Source organism: Micromonospora salmantinae (genome assembly GCF_022230905.1).
In the GTDB taxonomy this organism is placed as follows: Bacteria; Actinomycetota; Actinomycetes; order Mycobacteriales; family Micromonosporaceae; genus Micromonospora; species Micromonospora salmantinae.
In genome coordinates, this window is the sequence record NZ_JAKKFG010000007.1 from 93,591 (window position 1) to 111,214 (window position 17,624).

A 17,624-nucleotide genomic window follows, 5' to 3' on the forward strand; every position below is an offset into this window, starting at 1 on the left:
TGGGGAGGCAGGTCGTGGCGCGCGAGTTCAGCACCGTTGGTGTGGTGGGGCTGGGCACCATGGGTGCCGGCATCGTCGAGGTCTTCGCCCGCAACGGCATCGACGTGGTAGCAGTGGAAATCTCCGCGCCGGCGCTGGAGCGCGGCCGGGCCACCCTGAAGGGCTCCACCGACCGGGCGGTCGCCAAGGGCAAGCTCGCCGAGGCGGACCGCGACGCCCTGCACGAGCGGGTGCACTTCGCGGTCGGGCTGGACGCGCTGCACTCCGTCGACCTGGTCATCGAGGCGGTGCCCGAGCACCTGGACCTCAAGCAGCGGATCTTCGCGGAGCTGGACCGGGTCTGCCGACCGGAGACGATCCTCGCCACCAACACCTCGTCGTTGAGCGTCACCGAGATTTCCGTCGCCACCAGCCGCCCCAACCAGGTGATCGGCATCCACTTCTTCAACCCGGCCCCGGTGATGAAGCTGGTCGAGGTGGTCCGCACGGTAGTCACCGCACCCGAGGTGGTCGCCGACGTGGAGGCGCTCTGCGCCCGGCTCGGCAAGGTCGACGTCACCATCAACGACCGGGCCGGCTTCATCGCCAACGCGCTGCTCTTCGGCTACCTCAACCACGCGGTCGCCATGTTCGAGTCGCACTACGCGACCCGGGAGGACATCGACGCCGCCATGAAGCTCGGCTGCGGCCTGCCGATGGGCCCGCTGGCGTTGATGGACCTGATCGGCCTGGACACCGCGTACGAGATCCTGGACACCATGTACCGGCGCGGCGGGCGGGACCGCCGCCACGCCCCGGTGCCGCTGCTCAAGCAGATGGTGACGGCAGGGCTGCTCGGCCGGAAGTCGGGCCGGGGGTTCTACACCTACGAGCGGCCCGGCTCCCCGGTGGTCGTACCGGACGAGGCGACGCCGCTCGCCACGGACGCCGCGCTCGCCGACGGCGCGCGCGCCATCGCGAAGGTCGGCGTGGTCGGCTCCGGAACCATGGCCACCGGGATCATCGAGGTCTTCGCGAAGGCCGGCTACGAGGTCGTCTCGGTGACCTGCGGCATGGAGAAGTCCGCGAAGGTCTGCGAGGCGGTGAAGACCTCGCTGAACAAGGGCGTGGTGCGCGGCAAGCTCGCCGAGGCCGACCGGGACGCCGCCCTGGGCCGGATCAGCTGGTCCGCCACGCTCGACCATCTCGCCGACGTCGACCTGGTGGTCGAGGCGGTCGTCGAGGAGTTGAGCGTCAAGAAGGCCCTCTTCGCCAGCCTCGACGAGATCTGCAAGCCGGGTGTGGTGCTGGCCACCACCACCTCGTCGCTGCCGGTGATCGACGTGGCGATGGCCACCCAGCGGCCGGCCGACGTGGTGGGGCTGCACTTCTTCAACCCGGCCCCGGTGATGCCGCTGGTCGAGGTCGTCCGCACCATCCGCACCTCCCCGGAGGCCACCGCCACCGCCCGCGCCGTCTGCGCCGCGCTCGGCAAGACCGGCGTGGTCTGCGGCGACCGGTCCGGCTTCATCGTCAACGCGCTGCTCTTCCCGTACCTGAACGACGCGGTGAAGATGCTGGAGGCCAGCTACTCGACGGCCGACGACATCGACCACGCCATGAAGTTGGGCTGCGGCTACCCGATGGGCCCGTTCGAGCTGCTCGACGTGGTCGGGTTGGACGTCTCCCTGGCCATCCAGCGCGAGCTGTACCTGGAACTGCGCGAGCCGGGCTTCGCGCCCGCGCCGCTGCTGGAGCACCTGGTCACCGCCGGCTACCTGGGCCGCAAGACCCGCCGCGGCTTCCGCGACCACTCGCACCGCTGACCGGTGTCAAAGTCTGGGAGCGGTCGCCCACGGACGCGGAGGTCAGCACGGTTTTCGGCGGGCTCCGGGTCGCCGACGACCTTGGCGAGCCGGCCAGTTGGAAGTGACCGTAACCTTGGTGACTGTGAGCCCCCGTCGCAACCGCCCTCGCCGGGACGAGAACGCCAACCTGGACGCCGACCGGGTCCGGCAGGGCGTCGCCTCGGTGCAGCAGTGGGCCGACGGCGCCTGGCAGGTACGCGGCATCGGCGCGGGCGCGTCGGTCAAGACGTACCGCTGCCCCGGCTGTAACCAGGAGATCCCACCGGGGGTCGCGCACCTGGTGGCCTGGCCGGCGGACGGCCTGGGTGACCTGACCGACCGACGGCACTGGCACAGCGGCTGCTGGCGGGCCCGGGAACGACGCGGCCCGGCGGTGCAGCGTGGCCGGGGCTCCCCGCGCTACTGAGCGACCTGGGTCACGCTGTTCGTGCCTGGGCGGGCGGCGGCGGCGACTTCGCGACAGACTTGGGCGGTGAGCACAGCGATCCGCGCGTCGTCGATCCTGCCCGGCCGCCGGGAGGACATCGAGCTGCACACCGCCGACGGTCTGCGGCTGGTCGGTGAGCTGGCCCTGCCGGCCGACCGGTCGCCGGTGGCCACCCTGGTCTGCCTGCACCCGCTGCCCACCCACGGCGGAATGATGGACAGCCACGTGTTCCGCAAGGCGGCCTGGCGGCTGCCCGCGCTGGCCGACCTGGCGGTGCTGCGGTTCAACACCCGTGGCACCAGCAGCGTGCGCGGCACCAGCGAAGGGGCCTTCGACGGCGCGGTGGGCGAGCGGTACGACGTGGCCGCCGCCATCGAGTACGCGGAGTTCGCCGAGCTGCCCAACATCTGGCTCGTCGGCTGGTCGTTCGGCACCGACCTGGCGCTGAAGTACGGCTGCGACCCGACGATCGCCGGGGCGATCCTGCTCTCCCCGCCGCTGCGCTTCTCCGCCCCCGAGGACCTGGCCACCTGGGCCGACTCGGGTCGGCCGCTGGTGGCGCTGGTGCCGGAGTTCGACGACTACCTACGCCCCACCGAAGCGCGGGAGCGGTTCGCCGCCGTACCGCAGGCCGAGGTGGTCGGGGTGCCGGGCGCCAAGCACCTGTGGGTGGGCGACGCGGAGACGGTGCTCGACCAGATCGTCCGGCGGGTCAACCCGGCCGTCGAGGTGCCGCTTCCGACGACCTGGGACGGCCCGATGGAGGCCGGCGACGTCAGCGCGTACGCCGACCGCACGGTGGCCGCCTTCGCCGACACCCCCGTTCCCGGCCCAGCCGCCACCAAGGCGGACTGACCCGCCCGTTCCCGGCCCGGCCGCCGCTCAGCGGCGCTCCTGGCGGGGCAGCACCACCTCGCGCAGGATCAGTTGCAGCGCGGCCACAGTGGGGATGGCGATCAGCGCGCCCACCACACCCAGCAGCGCCACCCCGAGCAGCGCGGCCAACAGGGCGGCCACCTCGTTGACCTCCACCGAACGCCGCATCACCTTCGGGTAGATGAGGTAGTTCTCCACCTGCTGGTAGATCAGGAAGAAGACCGCGCAGGCGATGCCGGTCGGCAGGTCGGCGGCGAAGCCGACCAGACTCACGATCACCGCGCCCAGGGTGGCGCCGATCTGCGGGATCAGGTCGGTCACCGCGACCACCACGGCCAGCGCGAACGGGTACGGCAGGTCGACGATCAGGGCGAAGACGAAGGTGGTCGCGCCGGCCAGCACCGCGATGCTCAGCGCGCCGACCATGTAGGAGCCAACCTTGGCCAATATTTCGTCACCGATCAGCTGCACCCGCTGCCGCCGCGACCGGGGCACCAACGAGTAGCCCAGCGAACGCAGCTTGTCGAAGTACGCCAGGAAGTAGATGGTCAGGACCAGCACGGTCAGCGTCCGAAACACCGTGCCGAAGATCAGTTGTGCGCCGCCCAGCACCCCGCCGAGCGCCCGTCCGACCGTCTCCGCGTTGGCCGCGCCCTGCACCCGCTCCACCACGTCGTACCGCTCCACCAGGTCATTGACCGTCGGGTTGCGACGCAACTCGTCGAGCAGGCTCGGGATCTGGTCGATGAACTGCCCCGACTGGGTGACGATCGGCGGAACCAGCGCCACCACACCGCCGCAGAGCAGCAGCACCACGGTCAGGGCGACCCCCGCCACCGCCAGGCCGTGCGGCACACCCCAGCGGCCCAGTCGGACCACCGCCGGGTTGAGGCCGACCGCGAGGAAGAGCGCGATCACCACCAGCACGAGGATGCCGCCGGCATTGCGAATCCCCAGATAGAGGGTGTACGCCAGCAGCACGCCCAGCGCACCGGTGAAGCCGAGCAGGAAACTGCTGCGGCGCAGTGGCCGCCCCGGTGTGCCGAACTTTCCGGACGGGACCGCCGGTGGCTCATCCGGGTCGACCCCGGGGGCGGGGACCGGCACCGGCGGTGGCGTTGCCGCCGACGATGCCGCCTGCGCCTCCGTCGGCTGCGCTTCCGCCGACGGTGGCGTCTCCGCCGGCTGTGGGGTTTCGGCTGGCGGGGGACCGGGGGTCACGTCCGGCTCGTCGCCGGACGGGTCGTGCTGTGGCACCAGGGGCCTCCCGGCTCAGACCGTCGGACGACGGGCGACGGCCACGAACGCCCGCCACGCGGCGGGCGCGAACACCAGCACCGGGCCGGCCGGGTCCTTACTGTCCCGCACCCCCACGACCTCGGGCAGGTTGTCCGCCACCTCGACACACTCTCCGTTGCCGCTACGGCTGGACGTGCGCCAGAGCGCGCCGGTCAGGTCCATGAGGTCACAACTTCCTTCATCAGCTCGATCGACTGGCGGCGAGAAAACGCACCGTTTCTGATCATCTCCCAACGCGCCAGCAGCGTAGCCACCTCATGGTCGCCATCGACCACGAGACCGTCAATCTGATGCTCCATGTGCCCCACCCAACCACCGTCGGCGCCTCGGGCCAGATTGAACGGTCCGGAAAGTCGGCCCCACGGCCCCAGCGGCTCGGGCCGTACCCCCGGTATCCCCGACCCTGCGGCGCGCGGACGCCGCACACTCCGCTGCGACCCATGTGGTGCTACCGGGCCGACGTCCGGCCGTGGCCCCGCAAGAACGCCCGGCTGCTGCAAGCGGAGTTCGACGAGGACCCCACCCACCCCGGACGTCGACCAGGCGCGCCGAATCCGTGCAGATCTCGGACAGTTTCCGTTAGGCCGTGACGGAAACTGTCCAAGATCTGGTGGTGGGGCGCGCTCAAGGGCGAAAGCTGTCCGGATGCTGCCCGCCGATGACGCCGACGCACTCGACTGGCTCGCCTCCGAGCAGGCGGGCGTGCTGACGACCGCGCAGGTCACCGGGCTGCTCAGCGAGGGGCGGGTGCGGGGCCGGATTCGCTCCGGTCGGTGGCGGCCGGTCTGCCGCGGGATCCTGCTGGCCGGCAACGGCCGACTCACCCGCGACCAGCAACTCTGGGTGGCGGTGCTGGCGGCCGGGCCGGGGGCGGTGCTGGCCGGGGTGTCCGCCGCCGCCGAAGCCGGGGTACGGGGACTGCGACGCGAGCCGGTGCACGTGCTGGTGCCGGCAGCCCGCCGTGCCGCGCGGGCCACCCTGCGTCGACTTCCGATCGACATGCCCGCCGTCCTGGTCCACCGCACGAAGGGTCCTCCCCGAGGCCCATGTCCAACGTGCCCGCCGACCGCGTACCACGACGGCGCGGGCCCTGGTGGACGCGGCGGGTTGGGCGGCCGGCGTGTACGAGGCGCAGTCGGTGCTGGCCGCCGGTTGCCAGCAACGCCGGGCGCTGCCCGAGGAGTTGCAGGCGGTGCTCGACGTCCTCCCTCGGGCCCCCCGTCGGCGGCTGATCGGGCAGACCGTCAGCGACATCGCGGGCGGCGCACAGGCGCTCTCGGAGATCGACTTCCTGCGGCTGTGCCGCAGACACCGACTGCCCGCCCCGGACCTGCAGGAACACCGGGTCGACGCGGGCGGCCGGAACCGCTGGCTGGACGCGTACTGGCGGGAGTGGCGGGTGCAGGTGGAGATCGACGGCGCGCACCACATGGACGCCAAGCAGTGGGCGGCCGACATGCGTCGGCAGAACGACGTCTGGACCAGCGGCGACCGGATTCTGCGCTTCCCGGCCTGGCTGGTCCGCGCCCGCCCGGACGAGGTCGCCGACACCGTCCGGCGCGCCCTCATCGCGGCCGGCTGGACCCCCACCACGCCCCTACGCCACCCGACCCAAAAGTGAATCTTGGACACTTTCCGTCAACCGCTGACGGAAAGTGTCCAAGATTTCGAAGCTTCGACGAGGGGGTGCCCGTCACTCCTTCTCGATGGTGACCTTGCTGGGCTTGGCGCTGCGCTCGTCGGTGGTCGGCTTGGTGGGTCGCTTGCCGTTCTCACCGGTGCTAGTGATCTTGGTGGGCTTGGCGCCCCGACCGCCCTCGCCCGGAACGGCGGCCACTGTCGGCTCCCCGTCCACCCCGGCGCTCGCCGTGCCACCGTCCACTGTGGTCACCGGCTCGGCCACCGGCCGCGTCGTGGACTGCCCGGACTCCTCCGCAGCGGCGTTCACCGGCTGCCTGGTGTCGGCGGGCTCCGTCTTCAGCCCGGCGCCCGCACCCGATCCGGAGGTCGCGCCGGCGGCAACGCTCACGCCGTCGTCCCCACCACCGGACACGCCTTCGCTCGCGCCGGCGTCGCCGACCGGCGCGGTCGGGCCGTCGATCGGACCGGCGACACTCTGCAACCGCAGCTCGGACATCTGACGCTGAAGCTCGTCGGACTCCTGCCGGGCCTTCCAGGTCTCCTGCCGAAGATCCGCCAACTGCTGTTGGGCCTGGGCGATCTCCAACATCACCTGGGCCAACTGCTGACGGCCCGCCGCCGACTCCTGCTGGGTCGCCGCCAGGTGCTGCTGGGTGGTGGCCAGGTGCTGCTGCGTGGTGGCCGCGTACTCCTCGAACTGCCGTCGGGACCCCGCGACATGCTCGTCGGCCTTGCGGCGCTTGTCGCTGGCCTCGGCCTCGGCCCGGCTCAGCAGATCGGCGGCCTCCGCCTCGGACCGCTGGCGCAGCGCCGCCGCGTCCTGCTCGGCTGCCTGACGGACGCCGGCCGCGCCCTGCTCGATCTCGTTCTTGCGAGCCGTGTACTCGGTCTCCAGCTCGTTCTTCCGGCTGGAGTATTCGGTTTCCAGCTCGTCCCGACGGGTGGTGAACCCGCTCTCCAGCTCCTGCTGACGGCTGGCGAGCCCGGCCTCCAACTCCTGCTGGCGCGCCGCGTGTTGCTTGTCCAACTCGTCGCGGCGCTTGGCGAACTCCTGCTCGGCCGCGGACCGCCGCTGCGCCAACTCCCGGTCGGCCGCCTCCCGACGGGAGTTGACCTCCTGCTCCACCCCGGCCCGCCACGCGCCCAGCTCCTGCTGGGTCTGCGCCCGGGTGTGCTGCACGTACGCCTCGGTCTCGGTGCGCATGCGCTGCACGTACGCCTCGGTCTCGGCCCGGCTGCGCTTCGCCGACTCGGTTGCCTGCGTCGTCAGCCGCTCGGCCTCCTGCTGCGCCTTGGCGCGGGTGGCCCGCCCGGCCATCGACGCGTCGTCGATGATCTGCTTGGCCTCCTGCTGCGCCTTGGCGTGGGTGGCCCGCCCGGCTTCGGTCGCGGTGTCGGTGAGCCGCTTGGCCTCCTGGAGCGCCTTGGCATGCACCTCCTTGGCGGCATCGCGCAGGTCGCTGGCCTCCTGCCGGGCGTTGGTCAGCGTCTCGCGGGCCGTCTCGCGCAGCTTGGTGGCCTCCTGCTGGGCCCGGGTGTGGATCTCCTTGGCGGAGTCCCGTAGCTGGGTGGCCTCCTGCTGGGCCTTCGCCAGAGCGTCCTGCGCAGCCTTGCGCAACTGCGCCGACTCGTCCTTGGCCGACCGCAGGGCCGCGTCCGCCTCGGCCCGCTGCGCGGCGCTGTGCCGCTCCTCCTCTGCGCGTCGGGCGGCGAGGGCGATCTCGAAGTCCTTCAGCGCCCGCGCGGCCTGCTCGCGGGCCTCCTCGATGATGTGCTCGGCTGCGGCACGACGGGCCTCGATCTCCCCGTTCGCGTCGCCGAGGATCTGCTCCGCCTGCTCCTCGGCGAGAGTGAGGATCGACTCGACCCGCGGGCCGAGGTGCCGGAACGACGCCCGGTCGACGACGTTCATCTGCTTGCGCACCTGGGTCAGGTCGCGCTGGAGAACCTCGACCTGGCCGGCGAGCTTGTGGATCTGTGTATACGCCTGTTCCCGTTCGGAGGCGAGGGTCGCGATCTCGTGCTCAGCACGTGCGACATAACGGTCGACCTGTTTCTTCTCGTACCCCCGCAGAGCGGACTCGAAGCTGGGCTCCGTCGTCACGTCCCCGCCGAGAGCGAACAGTTCCTCGCCGTGCGACATGCCCCCATCCTCACACGCAACGGGCCCTGCTGGGGCGATACGGACGGGCCTTGTGGGAGCTACTTCACTCCGTTGCGGTCAACGGATACCCGGGGTTAGGAAACGCATACGGCGCGAGGTGGCACCGGTTACCCGGTGTCACCTCGCGCCGTCGATGCCCCGACCTGACGCCTCGCGTCAGCCGGCGGTCTCCGCGGGCACCCGCTCCTGACCGCCATCGGTCTTCTTGGCTGCTTCCGGCTTGGCAGCCGGAGCGGCCTGCGCCGGCATTCCCGGAACGATGCCGGCGAGGCCGGAGAGCATCTGACCCAGCTGCGACGTGACAGCGTCCTTCTGCCGGGTGAGGTCCTCGACCTCGCGGCGGGCGGCCTGCGTGGTCAGCTCCGCCTCGGTGCGAGCCTCGGTGAGCAGGCGCTGCGACTCGGCCTTCGCCTCGTTGAGGGTCTTCTCCGAGTGGGCCTTGGCCTTGTCGACCGTCTCGGCGGCGTTGCGCTCCGACTCGACCCGCCGCGCCTCGGCGCGCTGCTCGATCTCCTTGGCCCGCTCCTGCGCGGCCCGGGCACGCTGCTCGGCCTCGCTGACCATCTTCTGGGTCTGCGCGACCTGGGCGGCGTGCCGCTCGGACTCCTCGCGCTCGGCCTTCTCCCGCCGCTCGGCCAGCTGGAGCTCCAGGGCCTGCAGGTCCTTGTCGCGCTTGTCCCGCGCATCGGTGAGCAGCTTGGTCGCCTCGGCGCGCTTCTCCTCAGCCTCGCGGGCGGCCTTCGCCCGCTGCTGGGTGATCTCCCGCTCTGCGGTGGCCCGCAGGGTGGCGACCTCCCGCTCGACTGTCGACTTCAGCTCGGCCACCTCGTGCGCGGTGACCGTACGCAGCTGCTTGGTCTCCCGGTCGGCGTCGGCGCGCAGCGTGTCGGCCTCGCGGCGAGCCTGCACCCGGACCTCGGCGGCCTCGCGCTCGGCGGCCGTGCGCAGGTTGCCCGCCTCGCGCTCGGCGCTCGCCTTCATGGCGGCGGCCTCGGCGCGGGCCTTGTCGGTGATCTCGCGGGCCTCGAGGCGGGCGGCGGAGAGAATGCCCTCCGACTCGCGCTTGGCCTCGTTGCGGTGGTCGTTGGCCTGCTCCTCGGCGAGCCGGAGGATCTGCTCGACGCGCGTGCCGAGCCCGGAGAGGGTGGGTCGGCTGTTCTCTTCGAGCTGCTTGTTCGTGTCGGTGAGCTTCTGCTCCAGCGCACTCATGCGCTGCTCGGCCTGGCGGAGCCGACGCTGGGCGTCGTTCATCCGCTGCTCGGCCTCGGCACGGGCCTGCTCGGACTGGGTCAGCGCGGCGGTCATCCGGCCGAGGAAGTCGTCGACCTGATGGGTGTTGTATCCGCGCAGGCCAACGGTGAAATCTGGCTGCGAGTTCGCGTTATCGAAGAACGCGAGAGGGGAGGACTGCTGCTGGGGCATTGGGACATACTGGCAGACGCCCCAGGGTGCTTCGCAAGAGCGGTGCGAAGCTTTCGTGCCCTCTTTACATGGTCAACTCCCGCGATCGGCGAGGTTGGACCAATCGGCGATCTTGGCAGGTCCCGGCGGGTCGGACGCCACGCAGCGTGACGCGGAAAAGGGCCCCGGGGTTACCCCGAGGCCCTTTGTTCGATCCGGGTGGCTTATCCGCTAATGGGGGCGGAAGAACAATGAGCGATCAGCGCAATGGTCATCCGGCGTTCCGCCGTCCGGCCTGGACCCGCCTCGCGCTCCGGATGCCGGTCGACGCCCCCGAGGCCGGCGGCGCCGGTCAGTGACCCCGGGCCGGCGGCGCCGGTCAGTGACCCCGGAACCGGTTGATTGCGTCCTCGTGCCGGGCCCGCAACTCTCCGTCGCGCACGCCCAGCCCGTCGGTGGGTGCGAGGCAGCGTACGCCGACCTTGCCCTGGTGGGCGTTGCGGTGCACCTCGTACGCGGCCTGGCCGGTCTGCTCCAGCGGGTAGGTGCGGGACACCGTCGGGTGCACCTTGCCGAGCGCCACCAGGCGGTTGGCCTGCCACGCCTCGTGGTAGTTGGCGAAGTGGCTGCCCACGATCCGCTTGAGGTGCATCCACAGGTAGCGGTTGTCGTACTGGTGCAGGAAGCCGCTCGTGGAGGCGCAGGTGACGATGGTCCCGCCGCGCCGGGCCACGTAGACGCTGGCGCCGAACGTCTCCCGGCCCGGGTGCTCGAACACGATGTCCGGGTCCTCGCCGCTGGTCAGCTCGCGAATCCGTTCGCCGAGGCGCCGCCACTCGTCCGGGTCCTGGGTCTCCTCGTCCTTCCAGAAGCGGAAGCCCTCGGCGGCCCGGTCGATGACCAGTTCCGCGCCCATCCGACGGCACAGCTCGGCCTTCTCCGGTGAGGACACCACACAGACCGGAATCGCGCCGCCGTTGAGCGCCATCTGGGTGGCGTACCCACCGAGGCCGCCGGAGGCGCCCCAGATCAGCACGACGTCGCCCTGCTTCATGTTGGCGCCGTGGTGCGAGACGAGCTGCCGGTACGCGGTGGAGTTGACCAGCCCGGGACTGGCCGCCTCCTCCCAGCTCAGGTGCCGCGGCTTGGGCATCAGCTGGTTGGCCTTGACCACCGCCAGCTCGGCCAGCCCGCCGAAGTTGGTCTCGAAGCCCCAGATCCGCTGTTGCGGGTCGAGCATCGTGTCGTCGTGACCGGCCGCGTCCTCCAACTCGACGGAGAGGCAGTGCGCGACCACCTCGTCGCCGGGGGCCCAGCGGGTCACCCCGGGGCCGGTGCGCAGCACCACGCCCGCCGCGTCCGAGCCGACCACGTGGTACGGCAGGTCGTGCCGGCGGGTCAGCTCGGAGACCCGGCCGTAGCGCTCCAGGAACTTGAAGGTGGGCAGCGGCTCGAAGATGCTGGTCCACACCGTGTTGTAGTTGATCGCGCTGGCCATCACCGCGACCAGCGCCTCGCCCGGCGCCAGCTCCGGCGTCGGCACCTCCTGCACGTGCAGGGCCTTGCGCGGGTCCTTGTCCCGGGTGGCCATGCCGTCGAACATCCGGGCTTCCTCGGCGCGGACCACCACGCCCCGGTAGCTCTCCGGTACGGGCAGCCCGGCGAGGCCGGCGAGTTCGCGGTCCGGATCGTTCGATTCCTCCGCCGCCATGATCGCTTCGAGGATGTCCTGCACGGTGACCTCCGGTTCATCCGCACCCGCACGGGCCCGGGTGCTGCCATCGTCGGCGCCGGTGGGCACGACCGCCATGTCGGCATTCGACACATCCGGCACCGGTCGCGCTCCTGTGGGGCCGGACGTTACTGAACGGTAGCTAGGCCGGGAAGTCCTCTGTGAAAAACTGCATCCGCCGATGCGTGAAGGTGTCCGACCACAGCGCCAACCGCGCACTGACGTGCGCGCACCCGGCGTCCGACGGCCGTTACCCCTCGCTGATCAAGAGTTTTCGGTCATCTGCGCGGCGCAGGATGACGCAAACCTCTTGATCAACAGGGGGTGAGGGCGGGGCAGGGGGTGAGGGCGGGGCAGGGGGGTCGGTCAGTGGGGGGTGCGGGCGGGTTGGACCAGTTCGACGAGGACGCCTCCGGCGTCCTTGGGGTGGACGAAGTTGATCCGGCTGTCCGCGGTGCCACGCCTCGGAGCGTCGTAGAGCAGGCGCACGCCACGCTCGCGCAGCGCCGCGCAGGCCGCGTCGATGTCCACCACGGTGTACGCGACCTGCTGCACGCCCGGCCCGTTGCGGTCCAGGAACTTCGCGATCGTCGACTCCGGGGTGAGCGGGGCGAGCAACTGCACGCAGCCGCCCTCGGTGGTCGGCCCGACGGCCAGCATCGCTTCCCGGACGCCCTGCTCGGTGTTGGTCTCCACGTGGACGCAGCGCATCCCGAACGTCCGCTGGTAGAAGTCGATCGCGGCGTCCAGGTCGGCCACGGCGATCCCGACGTGGTCAATCTTGCGAAGCCCGATGTCTGTGACGTAGTCCGCACCGGGCTCGACGGGGGAGTTCTCTGCCATGGCGCTAGTCTGGCCGAACAATCGTTAAGGCGTACAGCTCGGCACCCCCTCGGAGGCAGGCATGGCTTCGGTGATCGTCAGCGGCGCGCGGACCCCGATGGGCCGGCTGCTGGGCAACCTCAAGGACCTCCCGGCCACGAAGCTCGGCGGGATCGCCATCAAGGCGGCGCTGGAACGTGCCGGCGTCAGCCCGGACCAGGTCCAGTACGTGATCATGGGCCAGGTGTTGCAGGCCGGCACCGGTCAGATCCCGGCTCGGCAGGCGGCGGTCGAGGCCGGCGTGCCGATGTCCGTGCCGGCGCTGACCATCAACAAGGTCTGCCTCTCCGGCCTGGACGCGATCGCCCTGGCCGACCAGCTGATCCGCGCCGGCGAGTTCGACATCGTGGTGGCCGGCGGCATGGAGTCGATGACCAACGCCCCGCATCTGCTGATGGGCCAGCGCACCGGCTACAAGTACGGCGACGTGGTGGTCAAGGACCATATGGCGCACGACGGGCTCAGCGACGCCTGGGACTGCTGCTCGATGGGCGAGTCGACCGAGCGACTCGGTGCCAGGCACGGCATCTCCCGGGCGGAGCAGGACGCCTTCGCCGCCGCCAGCCACCAGCGGGCCGCCGCCGCGCAGAAGAACGGCCACTTCGCCGACGAGATCGCTCCGGTGGTCATCCCGCAGCGCAAGGGTGACCCGCTGGTGATCACCGAGGACGAGGGCATCCGCCCGGACACCACTGTCGAGTCGCTGGCCAAGCTGCGTCCCGCCTTCGCCAAGGACGGCACCATCACCGCCGGCAGCTCGTCGCCGATCTCCGACGGCGCCGCCGCGGTGCTCGTGATGAGCAAGGCCAAGGCGAAGGAGCTGGGGCTGACCTGGCTGGCCGAGATCGGTGCGCACGGCAACGTGGCCGGCCCGGACAACTCCCTGCACTCGCAGCCGTCCAACGCCATCAACCACGCCCTGAAGAAGGGTGGCCTGAGCGTGGCGGACCTGGACCTCATCGAGATCAACGAGGCGTTCGCGCAGGTCGGTGTCCAGTCCACCCGGGACCTCGGGATCAGCCCGGACAAGGTCAACGTCAACGGCGGCGCGATCGCGCTGGGGCACCCGATCGGCATGTCCGGCGCGCGTCTCGTACTGACCCTCGCCCTGGAGCTGAAGCGGCGCGGCGGTGGCACCGGCGCGGCCGCGCTGTGTGGCGGCGGTGGCCAGGGCGACGCGCTGATCATCCACGTGCCGGGCAAGGCCGAGACCAGCCAGTGAGCACCAGGAGCGAGCCGGTCCCGCGAGCCCCGCGGTCGCGAACGGGGGTGACGCGGTGAGCGAGGCTGAGCACGTCCCGGCAGCGGGCACCACGTCGGTGCGCCGCAGCCGGGACGTACCGCTGCTGGTCGAGCGGGCCCGCACGGGCGACCCCCGCGCGGTGGCTCGCCTGATCACGTTGGTGGAGAACGGTGACGCGCTGTTGCCGGAGATCGCCGCGGCGCTGGCGCCGTACGCCGGGCAGGCCCAGGTGGTCGGGCTGACCGGTTCGCCCGGGGTGGGCAAGTCGACCACCACGAACGAGCTGGTCCGCGCGCTGCGGGCGCGCGGGCACCGGGTGGGCGTGCTGGCTGTCGACCCGTCCAGCCCGTTCACCGGCGGAGCGATCCTCGGTGACCGGGTGCGGATGCAGGACCACGCCACCGATCCGGGCGTCTACATCCGGTCGATGTCCAGCCGGGGCCACCTCGGCGGGCTGGCCGCGGCCACACCGCAGGCGGTCCGGGTGCTGGAGGGCGCCGGCTGCGACGTGGTGCTGGTGGAGACGGTCGGCGTCGGGCAGGCCGAGGTGGAGGTCGCCTCGCTCGCCGACACGACGCTGGTGCTGCTCGCACCCGGGATGGGCGACGCGATCCAGGCGGTCAAGGCCGGCATCCTGGAGATCGCCGACGTGTTCGTGGTCAACAAGGCGGACCGGGACGGCGTCGACGCCACCGTCCGTGACATCCAGGGCATGATCGCGCTCGGTGAGCGCGGACCGGGGCAGTGGCGGCCCCAGGTGGTCCGGTCGGTCGCCGCGCGCGGCGAGGGCATCGACGACATCGCCGCCGCCATCGACAAGCACCGGGGCTGGCTAATCGAGCACGGCGAGCTGCGCCGCCGCCAGGAGGCGCGGGCCGCCGCCGAGATCGAGGCGATCGCGCTCGGCACCCTCCGCTCCCGGATCGGCTCACTGCGCGACGGTACGGAGTTGGCCACGCTCGCCACCAAGGTTGCCGAGGGCGCTACCGACCCGTACACGGCGGCGGACGAGTTGCTCGCCCAGCTCGCACGCTGACCCGGCGACCTGCCGGCCGGCGCGTCCACCTGGTGGAACCCGATCGGCACCGTCCGGTGCGGACGGACGCCGTCGCCCGTGCGGCCGGTCGGGCGCGCCGCACGCCTGCAAGCGAAGGTCCCTCTGGTTTTAGTAGGCTCGCCGCGCGTGGCCGCAAGCGGGGCTTCCGCGAAGCGGGCTGACGAGCCGGTCGGTCCACAATTCACCGGGACCAGGGGAGATGTGATCATGACGGACGCGGTGGAGAACGCCGGTGCAGCGCAGCCCACGACGGGCGCGGCCCGCGGTGTCACGTCGGTTTCCGACGAGGTCGTGGAGAAGATCGCCGGTACGGCCGCTCGTGCCGTGCCCGGTGTCGCCGATCTCGGCGGCGATGTTTCCCGGTTCTTCAACAGCGTGCTGGACAAGATCGGCCTGGACGAGGTGGGCGACGCTCGGCGGGGCGTGTCGGCCGACGTGAAGGGCAGTTCGGCCGTCATCAACGTGGTCCTGGTGATCGACGCCGGGCACGTCGTGGCCGACGTGACCGAGGCGGTGCGGGCCGCGGTGATCGAAGCGGTGGAGAAGTACGGCCTGACTGTCACCCAGGTCAACGTCACTGTGGACGACATCGAGCTGAACCAGCCGGGGGCGGCAGCCGGAGCCTGACGCGTGGCTGCCCGACAATCTGACGGCTGACTCGGTGGTGTGAGGAGCAGGGAGCGACTGTGGACCTGGAAGCAACGCGGGAGCTGACCAGGGCGTCGGTGCCGGCCGGCGGGACGACGCAGGTCGCCGACGAGGTGATCGAGAAGATCGCCGTCGCGGCGGCCCGCGCGGTGCCCGGCGTGGCCGACCTGGGCGGGGACGTCGCCCGGTTCTTCAACGCGGTTCTCGACCGGGTCGGGCTGGACCAGGTGGGTGACGCCCGGCGGGGTTGCTCGGCCCACGTGACCGGGGACGCCGCAGTGGTCAACCTGGTGTTGGTGATCCAGGCCGGTCGACAGGTGGCAGAGGTCAGCGGTCAGGTGCGCGCGCGAGTGACCGAGGCGGTCGAGACCTTCGGGCTGCGGGTCGACGAGGTCAACATCCGGGTCGACGACCTGGCGATCGGCGAAACCCCCACCACACCCCCAGCCTGAGCGGTCCTGGTCCCTCCCGCCCGCCCTCCCGCCCTCGTCGATCATGCAGTCGTGGTGGCCATTTTGGCCCCGGCTGCGGGATTTGTGCACCACCACAACTCCATGATCGACGGGTGCGCTCGCCGTTACTCGTCGGTACGGCCTGACTTAGCGATCGTTCAGGTAGGGGCCTTACACTCGACAGGCAGTCGAGGACCCGAGGAGGAGCCCTGCTCATGGACGCCGACGAGATCGACGCCGGACGGGCGCGCTGGCAGGCCCGGTACGACGCCGCGCGCAAGCGGGACGCGGACTTCACCACGCTCTCCGGGATGCCGGTCGAGCCGGTGTACGGGCCGCCGGAGGGCGCCACCTATCCGGGCTTCGAACGGATCGGATGGCCGGGCGAGTATCCGTACACCAGGGGTTTGTATCCGACCGGTTACCGCGGTCGGACCTGGACGATCCGGCAGTTCGCCGGCTTCGGCAACGCCCAGCAGACCAACGAGCGCTACAAGATGATCCTCGGCGCCGGCGGCGGCGGGCTCTCTGTGGCGTTCGACATGCCGACGCTGATGGGCCGCGACTCGGACGACCCGCAGGCGCTCGGCGAGGTCGGCCACTGCGGCGTGGCCATCGACACCGCCACCGACATGCAGGCGCTCTTCGACGGCATCGACCTGGCCGGCGTGACCACCTCGATGACCATCTCCGGTCCGGCCGTGCCGGTGTTCTGCATGTACCTGGTCGCCGCCGAGCGGCAGGGCGCCGACCTGTCCAAGCTGGACGGCACCCTGCAGACCGACATCTTCAAGGAGTACATCGCGCAGAAGGAGTGGCTCTTCGACCCGGAGCCGCACCTGCGCCTGATCGGCGACCTGATGGAGTACTGCGCCCGGGAGATCCCGCGCTACAAGCCGCTGTCGGTCTCCGGCTACCACATCCGTGAGGCCGGCTCGACCGCGGCGCAGGAACTGGCGTACACCCTGGCGGACGGCTTCGGCTACGTCGAGCTGGGTCTCTCCCGTGGGCTGGACGTGAACGTCTTCGCGCCGGGGCTGAGCTTCTTCTTCGACTCGCACCTCGACTTCTTCGAGGAGATCGCCAAGTTCCGCGCCGCCCGCCGGATCTGGGCCCGCTGGCTGCGCGACGTCTATGGCGCGACCAGCGAGAAGGCCCTGTGGCTGCGGTTCCACACGCAGACCGCAGGGGTGTCGCTGACCGCGCAGCAGCCGGTCAACAACGTCGTACGCACCGCCGTCGAGGCTCTCGCGGCGGTGCTCGGCGGCACCAACTCGCTGCACACCAACGCGCTGGACGAGACCCTGGCGCTGCCCACCGACGAGTCGGCCGAGATCGCCCTGCGTACCCAGCAGGTGTTGATGGAGGAGACCGGTGTGGTCAACGTGGCCGACCCGCTCGGCGGCTCCTGGTACGTGGAGGCGCTGACTGACAAGATCGAGGCCGAGGCGGAGGAGATCTTCGCCCGGATCCGGCAGCTCGGTGGGGACGGGCCACACCAGATCGGCCCGATGACCTCGGGCATCCTGCGCGGCATCGAGGACGGCTGGTTCACCGGGCACATCGCCGAGTCGGCCTTCGTCTACCAGCAGGCCCTCGAGAAGGGCGACAAGAAGATCGTCGGGGTCAACTGCCACACCGGCACGGTCGCCAAGGAGCTGGAGATCCTGCGCATCTCGCACGAGGTGGAGCTGGAGCAGCGCCGGGTGCTCGCCGAGCGCAAGGGTGCGCGTGACGAGTCGGCGGTCCGCGCGGCGGTGACGCGGATGATCGAGGCGAGCCGTACCGACGAGAACATGATCCCCGCCATGCTCGACGCGGTCCGCGCCGAGGCGACCCTGGGCGAGATCTGCGACGCCCTGCGCGCCGAGTGGGGCACCTACCGAGAGCCAGCCCGCTTCTAACCCCTACCCGCCAACCCCCACCCCGTCGATCTTGCGGTTTCTGTGCCGACA

General features: G+C 71.1%; 17 protein-coding genes. 9 read left to right on the forward strand and 8 right to left on the reverse strand.

Features of this window, described 5'->3' with window-relative positions; genetic code table 11:
• Nucleotides 1-14: 14 nt before the first annotated feature.
• The 3 genes from PSH03_RS06415 (at nucleotide 15) to PSH03_RS06425 (ending at nucleotide 3,129) form a co-directional block, all read left to right on the forward strand.
• Nucleotides 15-1,805: a 3-hydroxyacyl-CoA dehydrogenase family protein gene (locus PSH03_RS06415; protein WP_238688532.1), complete on the forward strand. Its 1,791-nt coding sequence runs from the start codon at nucleotides 15-17 to the stop codon at nucleotides 1,803-1,805.
• 124 nt (nucleotides 1,806-1,929) lie between these two features.
• Nucleotides 1,930-2,253 carry an Rv1322 family protein gene (locus PSH03_RS06420; protein WP_502361688.1) on the forward strand — a complete coding sequence of 108 codons (324 nt, stop codon included), beginning with the start codon at nucleotides 1,930-1,932 and terminating at the stop codon, nucleotides 2,251-2,253.
• A 66-nt stretch (nucleotides 2,254-2,319) separates the two neighbouring features.
• A complete protein-coding gene (locus tag PSH03_RS06425; protein ID WP_238688534.1) occupies nucleotides 2,320-3,129 on the forward strand; it encodes an alpha/beta hydrolase in 810 nt (269 codons plus the stop codon).
• Between the two features lie 27 nt (nucleotides 3,130-3,156).
• Here the strand turns inward: PSH03_RS06425 and PSH03_RS06430 are convergent, their stop codons facing one another.
• From PSH03_RS06430 to PSH03_RS06445, 4 genes are all read right to left on the reverse strand, one after another.
• Entirely contained in the window at nucleotides 3,157-4,257 is a 1,101-nt protein-coding gene (locus PSH03_RS06430; protein ID WP_238688614.1) for an AI-2E family transporter, read from the reverse strand.
• 165 nt (nucleotides 4,258-4,422) lie between these two features.
• On the reverse strand, nucleotides 4,423-4,611 hold the full coding sequence (locus PSH03_RS06435) for a DUF397 domain-containing protein (RefSeq protein ID WP_238688535.1): 189 nt from the start codon (nucleotides 4,609-4,611) through the stop codon (nucleotides 4,423-4,425).
• Nucleotides 4,602-4,748 carry a hypothetical protein gene (locus PSH03_RS06440; RefSeq protein WP_210785797.1) on the reverse strand — a complete coding sequence of 49 codons (147 nt, stop codon included), beginning with the start codon at nucleotides 4,746-4,748 and terminating at the stop codon, nucleotides 4,602-4,604. Before PSH03_RS06440 ends, PSH03_RS06435 begins: the two co-directional genes overlap by 10 nt.
• A gap of 325 nt (nucleotides 4,749-5,073) precedes the next feature.
• Complete coding sequence (locus tag PSH03_RS06445; RefSeq protein WP_238688536.1) at nucleotides 5,074-5,469, reverse strand: hypothetical protein; 396 nt, start codon at nucleotides 5,467-5,469, stop codon at nucleotides 5,074-5,076.
• A gap of 73 nt (nucleotides 5,470-5,542) precedes the next feature.
• Here PSH03_RS06445 and PSH03_RS06450 point away from each other — a divergent pair, with 73 nt between their 5' ends.
• Nucleotides 5,543-6,070 (forward strand): endonuclease domain-containing protein, encoded by a 528-nt coding sequence (locus PSH03_RS06450; RefSeq protein ID WP_238688537.1) that lies wholly within the window; start codon nucleotides 5,543-5,545, stop codon nucleotides 6,068-6,070.
• 72 nt (nucleotides 6,071-6,142) lie between these two features.
• Here PSH03_RS06450 and PSH03_RS06455 read toward each other — a convergent pair whose 3' ends face one another.
• The 4 genes from PSH03_RS06455 to mce form a co-directional block, all read right to left on the reverse strand.
• The gene (locus PSH03_RS06455) at nucleotides 6,143-8,233 is read right to left on the reverse strand and encodes a coiled-coil domain-containing protein (RefSeq protein WP_238688538.1); all 2,091 of its coding nucleotides are present in this window, start codon (nucleotides 8,231-8,233) and stop codon (nucleotides 6,143-6,145) included.
• Between the two features lie 177 nt (nucleotides 8,234-8,410).
• On the reverse strand, nucleotides 8,411-9,676 hold the full coding sequence (locus PSH03_RS06460; protein WP_091405818.1) for a DivIVA domain-containing protein: 1,266 nt from the start codon (nucleotides 9,674-9,676) through the stop codon (nucleotides 8,411-8,413).
• A 358-nt stretch (nucleotides 9,677-10,034) separates the two neighbouring features.
• Nucleotides 10,035-11,390, reverse strand: a complete 1,356-nt coding sequence (gene ccrA / locus PSH03_RS06465) for a crotonyl-CoA carboxylase/reductase (RefSeq protein WP_238688615.1) — start codon at nucleotides 11,388-11,390, stop codon at nucleotides 10,035-10,037.
• A gap of 363 nt (nucleotides 11,391-11,753) precedes the next feature.
• Nucleotides 11,754-12,230, reverse strand: a complete 477-nt coding sequence (gene mce, locus PSH03_RS06470; protein WP_238688539.1) for a methylmalonyl-CoA epimerase — start codon at nucleotides 12,228-12,230, stop codon at nucleotides 11,754-11,756.
• A 61-nt stretch (nucleotides 12,231-12,291) separates the two neighbouring features.
• Here mce and PSH03_RS06475 point away from each other — a divergent pair, with 61 nt between their 5' ends.
• The 5 genes from PSH03_RS06475 (at nucleotide 12,292) to icmA (ending at nucleotide 17,573) form a co-directional block, all read left to right on the forward strand.
• Nucleotides 12,292-13,491 carry an acetyl-CoA C-acetyltransferase gene (locus PSH03_RS06475; RefSeq protein ID WP_091405811.1) on the forward strand — a complete coding sequence of 400 codons (1,200 nt, stop codon included), beginning with the start codon at nucleotides 12,292-12,294 and terminating at the stop codon, nucleotides 13,489-13,491.
• 55 nt (nucleotides 13,492-13,546) lie between these two features.
• Nucleotides 13,547-14,548 (forward strand): methylmalonyl Co-A mutase-associated GTPase MeaB, encoded by a 1,002-nt coding sequence (meaB, locus tag PSH03_RS06480; protein ID WP_210785793.1) that lies wholly within the window; start codon nucleotides 13,547-13,549, stop codon nucleotides 14,546-14,548.
• A 228-nt stretch (nucleotides 14,549-14,776) separates the two neighbouring features.
• A complete protein-coding gene (locus PSH03_RS06485) occupies nucleotides 14,777-15,196 on the forward strand; it encodes an Asp23/Gls24 family envelope stress response protein (RefSeq protein WP_238688540.1) in 420 nt (139 codons plus the stop codon).
• Between the two features lie 59 nt (nucleotides 15,197-15,255).
• Nucleotides 15,256-15,669, forward strand: a complete 414-nt coding sequence (locus PSH03_RS06490) for an Asp23/Gls24 family envelope stress response protein (protein ID WP_238688541.1) — start codon at nucleotides 15,256-15,258, stop codon at nucleotides 15,667-15,669.
• 215 nt (nucleotides 15,670-15,884) lie between these two features.
• Entirely contained in the window at nucleotides 15,885-17,573 is a 1,689-nt protein-coding gene (gene icmA / locus PSH03_RS06495; protein ID WP_210786094.1) for a coenzyme B12-dependent isobutyryl-CoA mutase large subunit, read from the forward strand.
• The last annotated feature ends 51 nt before the right edge of the window (nucleotides 17,574-17,624 follow it).

Coding starts and splice junctions, on each gene's coding strand:
- PSH03_RS06440 (WP_210785797.1), bottom strand. CDS start 4,748: ATGGAGCATCAGATTGACGGTCTCGTGGTCGATGGCGACCATGAGGTG.
- mce (WP_238688539.1), bottom strand. CDS start 12,230: ATGGCAGAGAACTCCCCCGTCGAGCCCGGTGCGGACTACGTCACAGAC.
- PSH03_RS06460 (WP_091405818.1), bottom strand. CDS start 9,676: ATGCCCCAGCAGCAGTCCTCCCCTCTCGCGTTCTTCGATAACGCGAAC.
- PSH03_RS06455 (WP_238688538.1), bottom strand. CDS start 8,233: ATGTCGCACGGCGAGGAACTGTTCGCTCTCGGCGGGGACGTGACGACG.
- PSH03_RS06475 (WP_091405811.1), top strand. CDS start 12,292: ATGGCTTCGGTGATCGTCAGCGGCGCGCGGACCCCGATGGGCCGGCTG.
- PSH03_RS06485 (WP_238688540.1), top strand. CDS start 14,777: ATGACGGACGCGGTGGAGAACGCCGGTGCAGCGCAGCCCACGACGGGC.
- PSH03_RS06435 (WP_238688535.1), bottom strand. CDS start 4,611: ATGGACCTGACCGGCGCGCTCTGGCGCACGTCCAGCCGTAGCGGCAAC.
- icmA (WP_210786094.1), top strand. CDS start 15,885: ATGGACGCCGACGAGATCGACGCCGGACGGGCGCGCTGGCAGGCCCGG.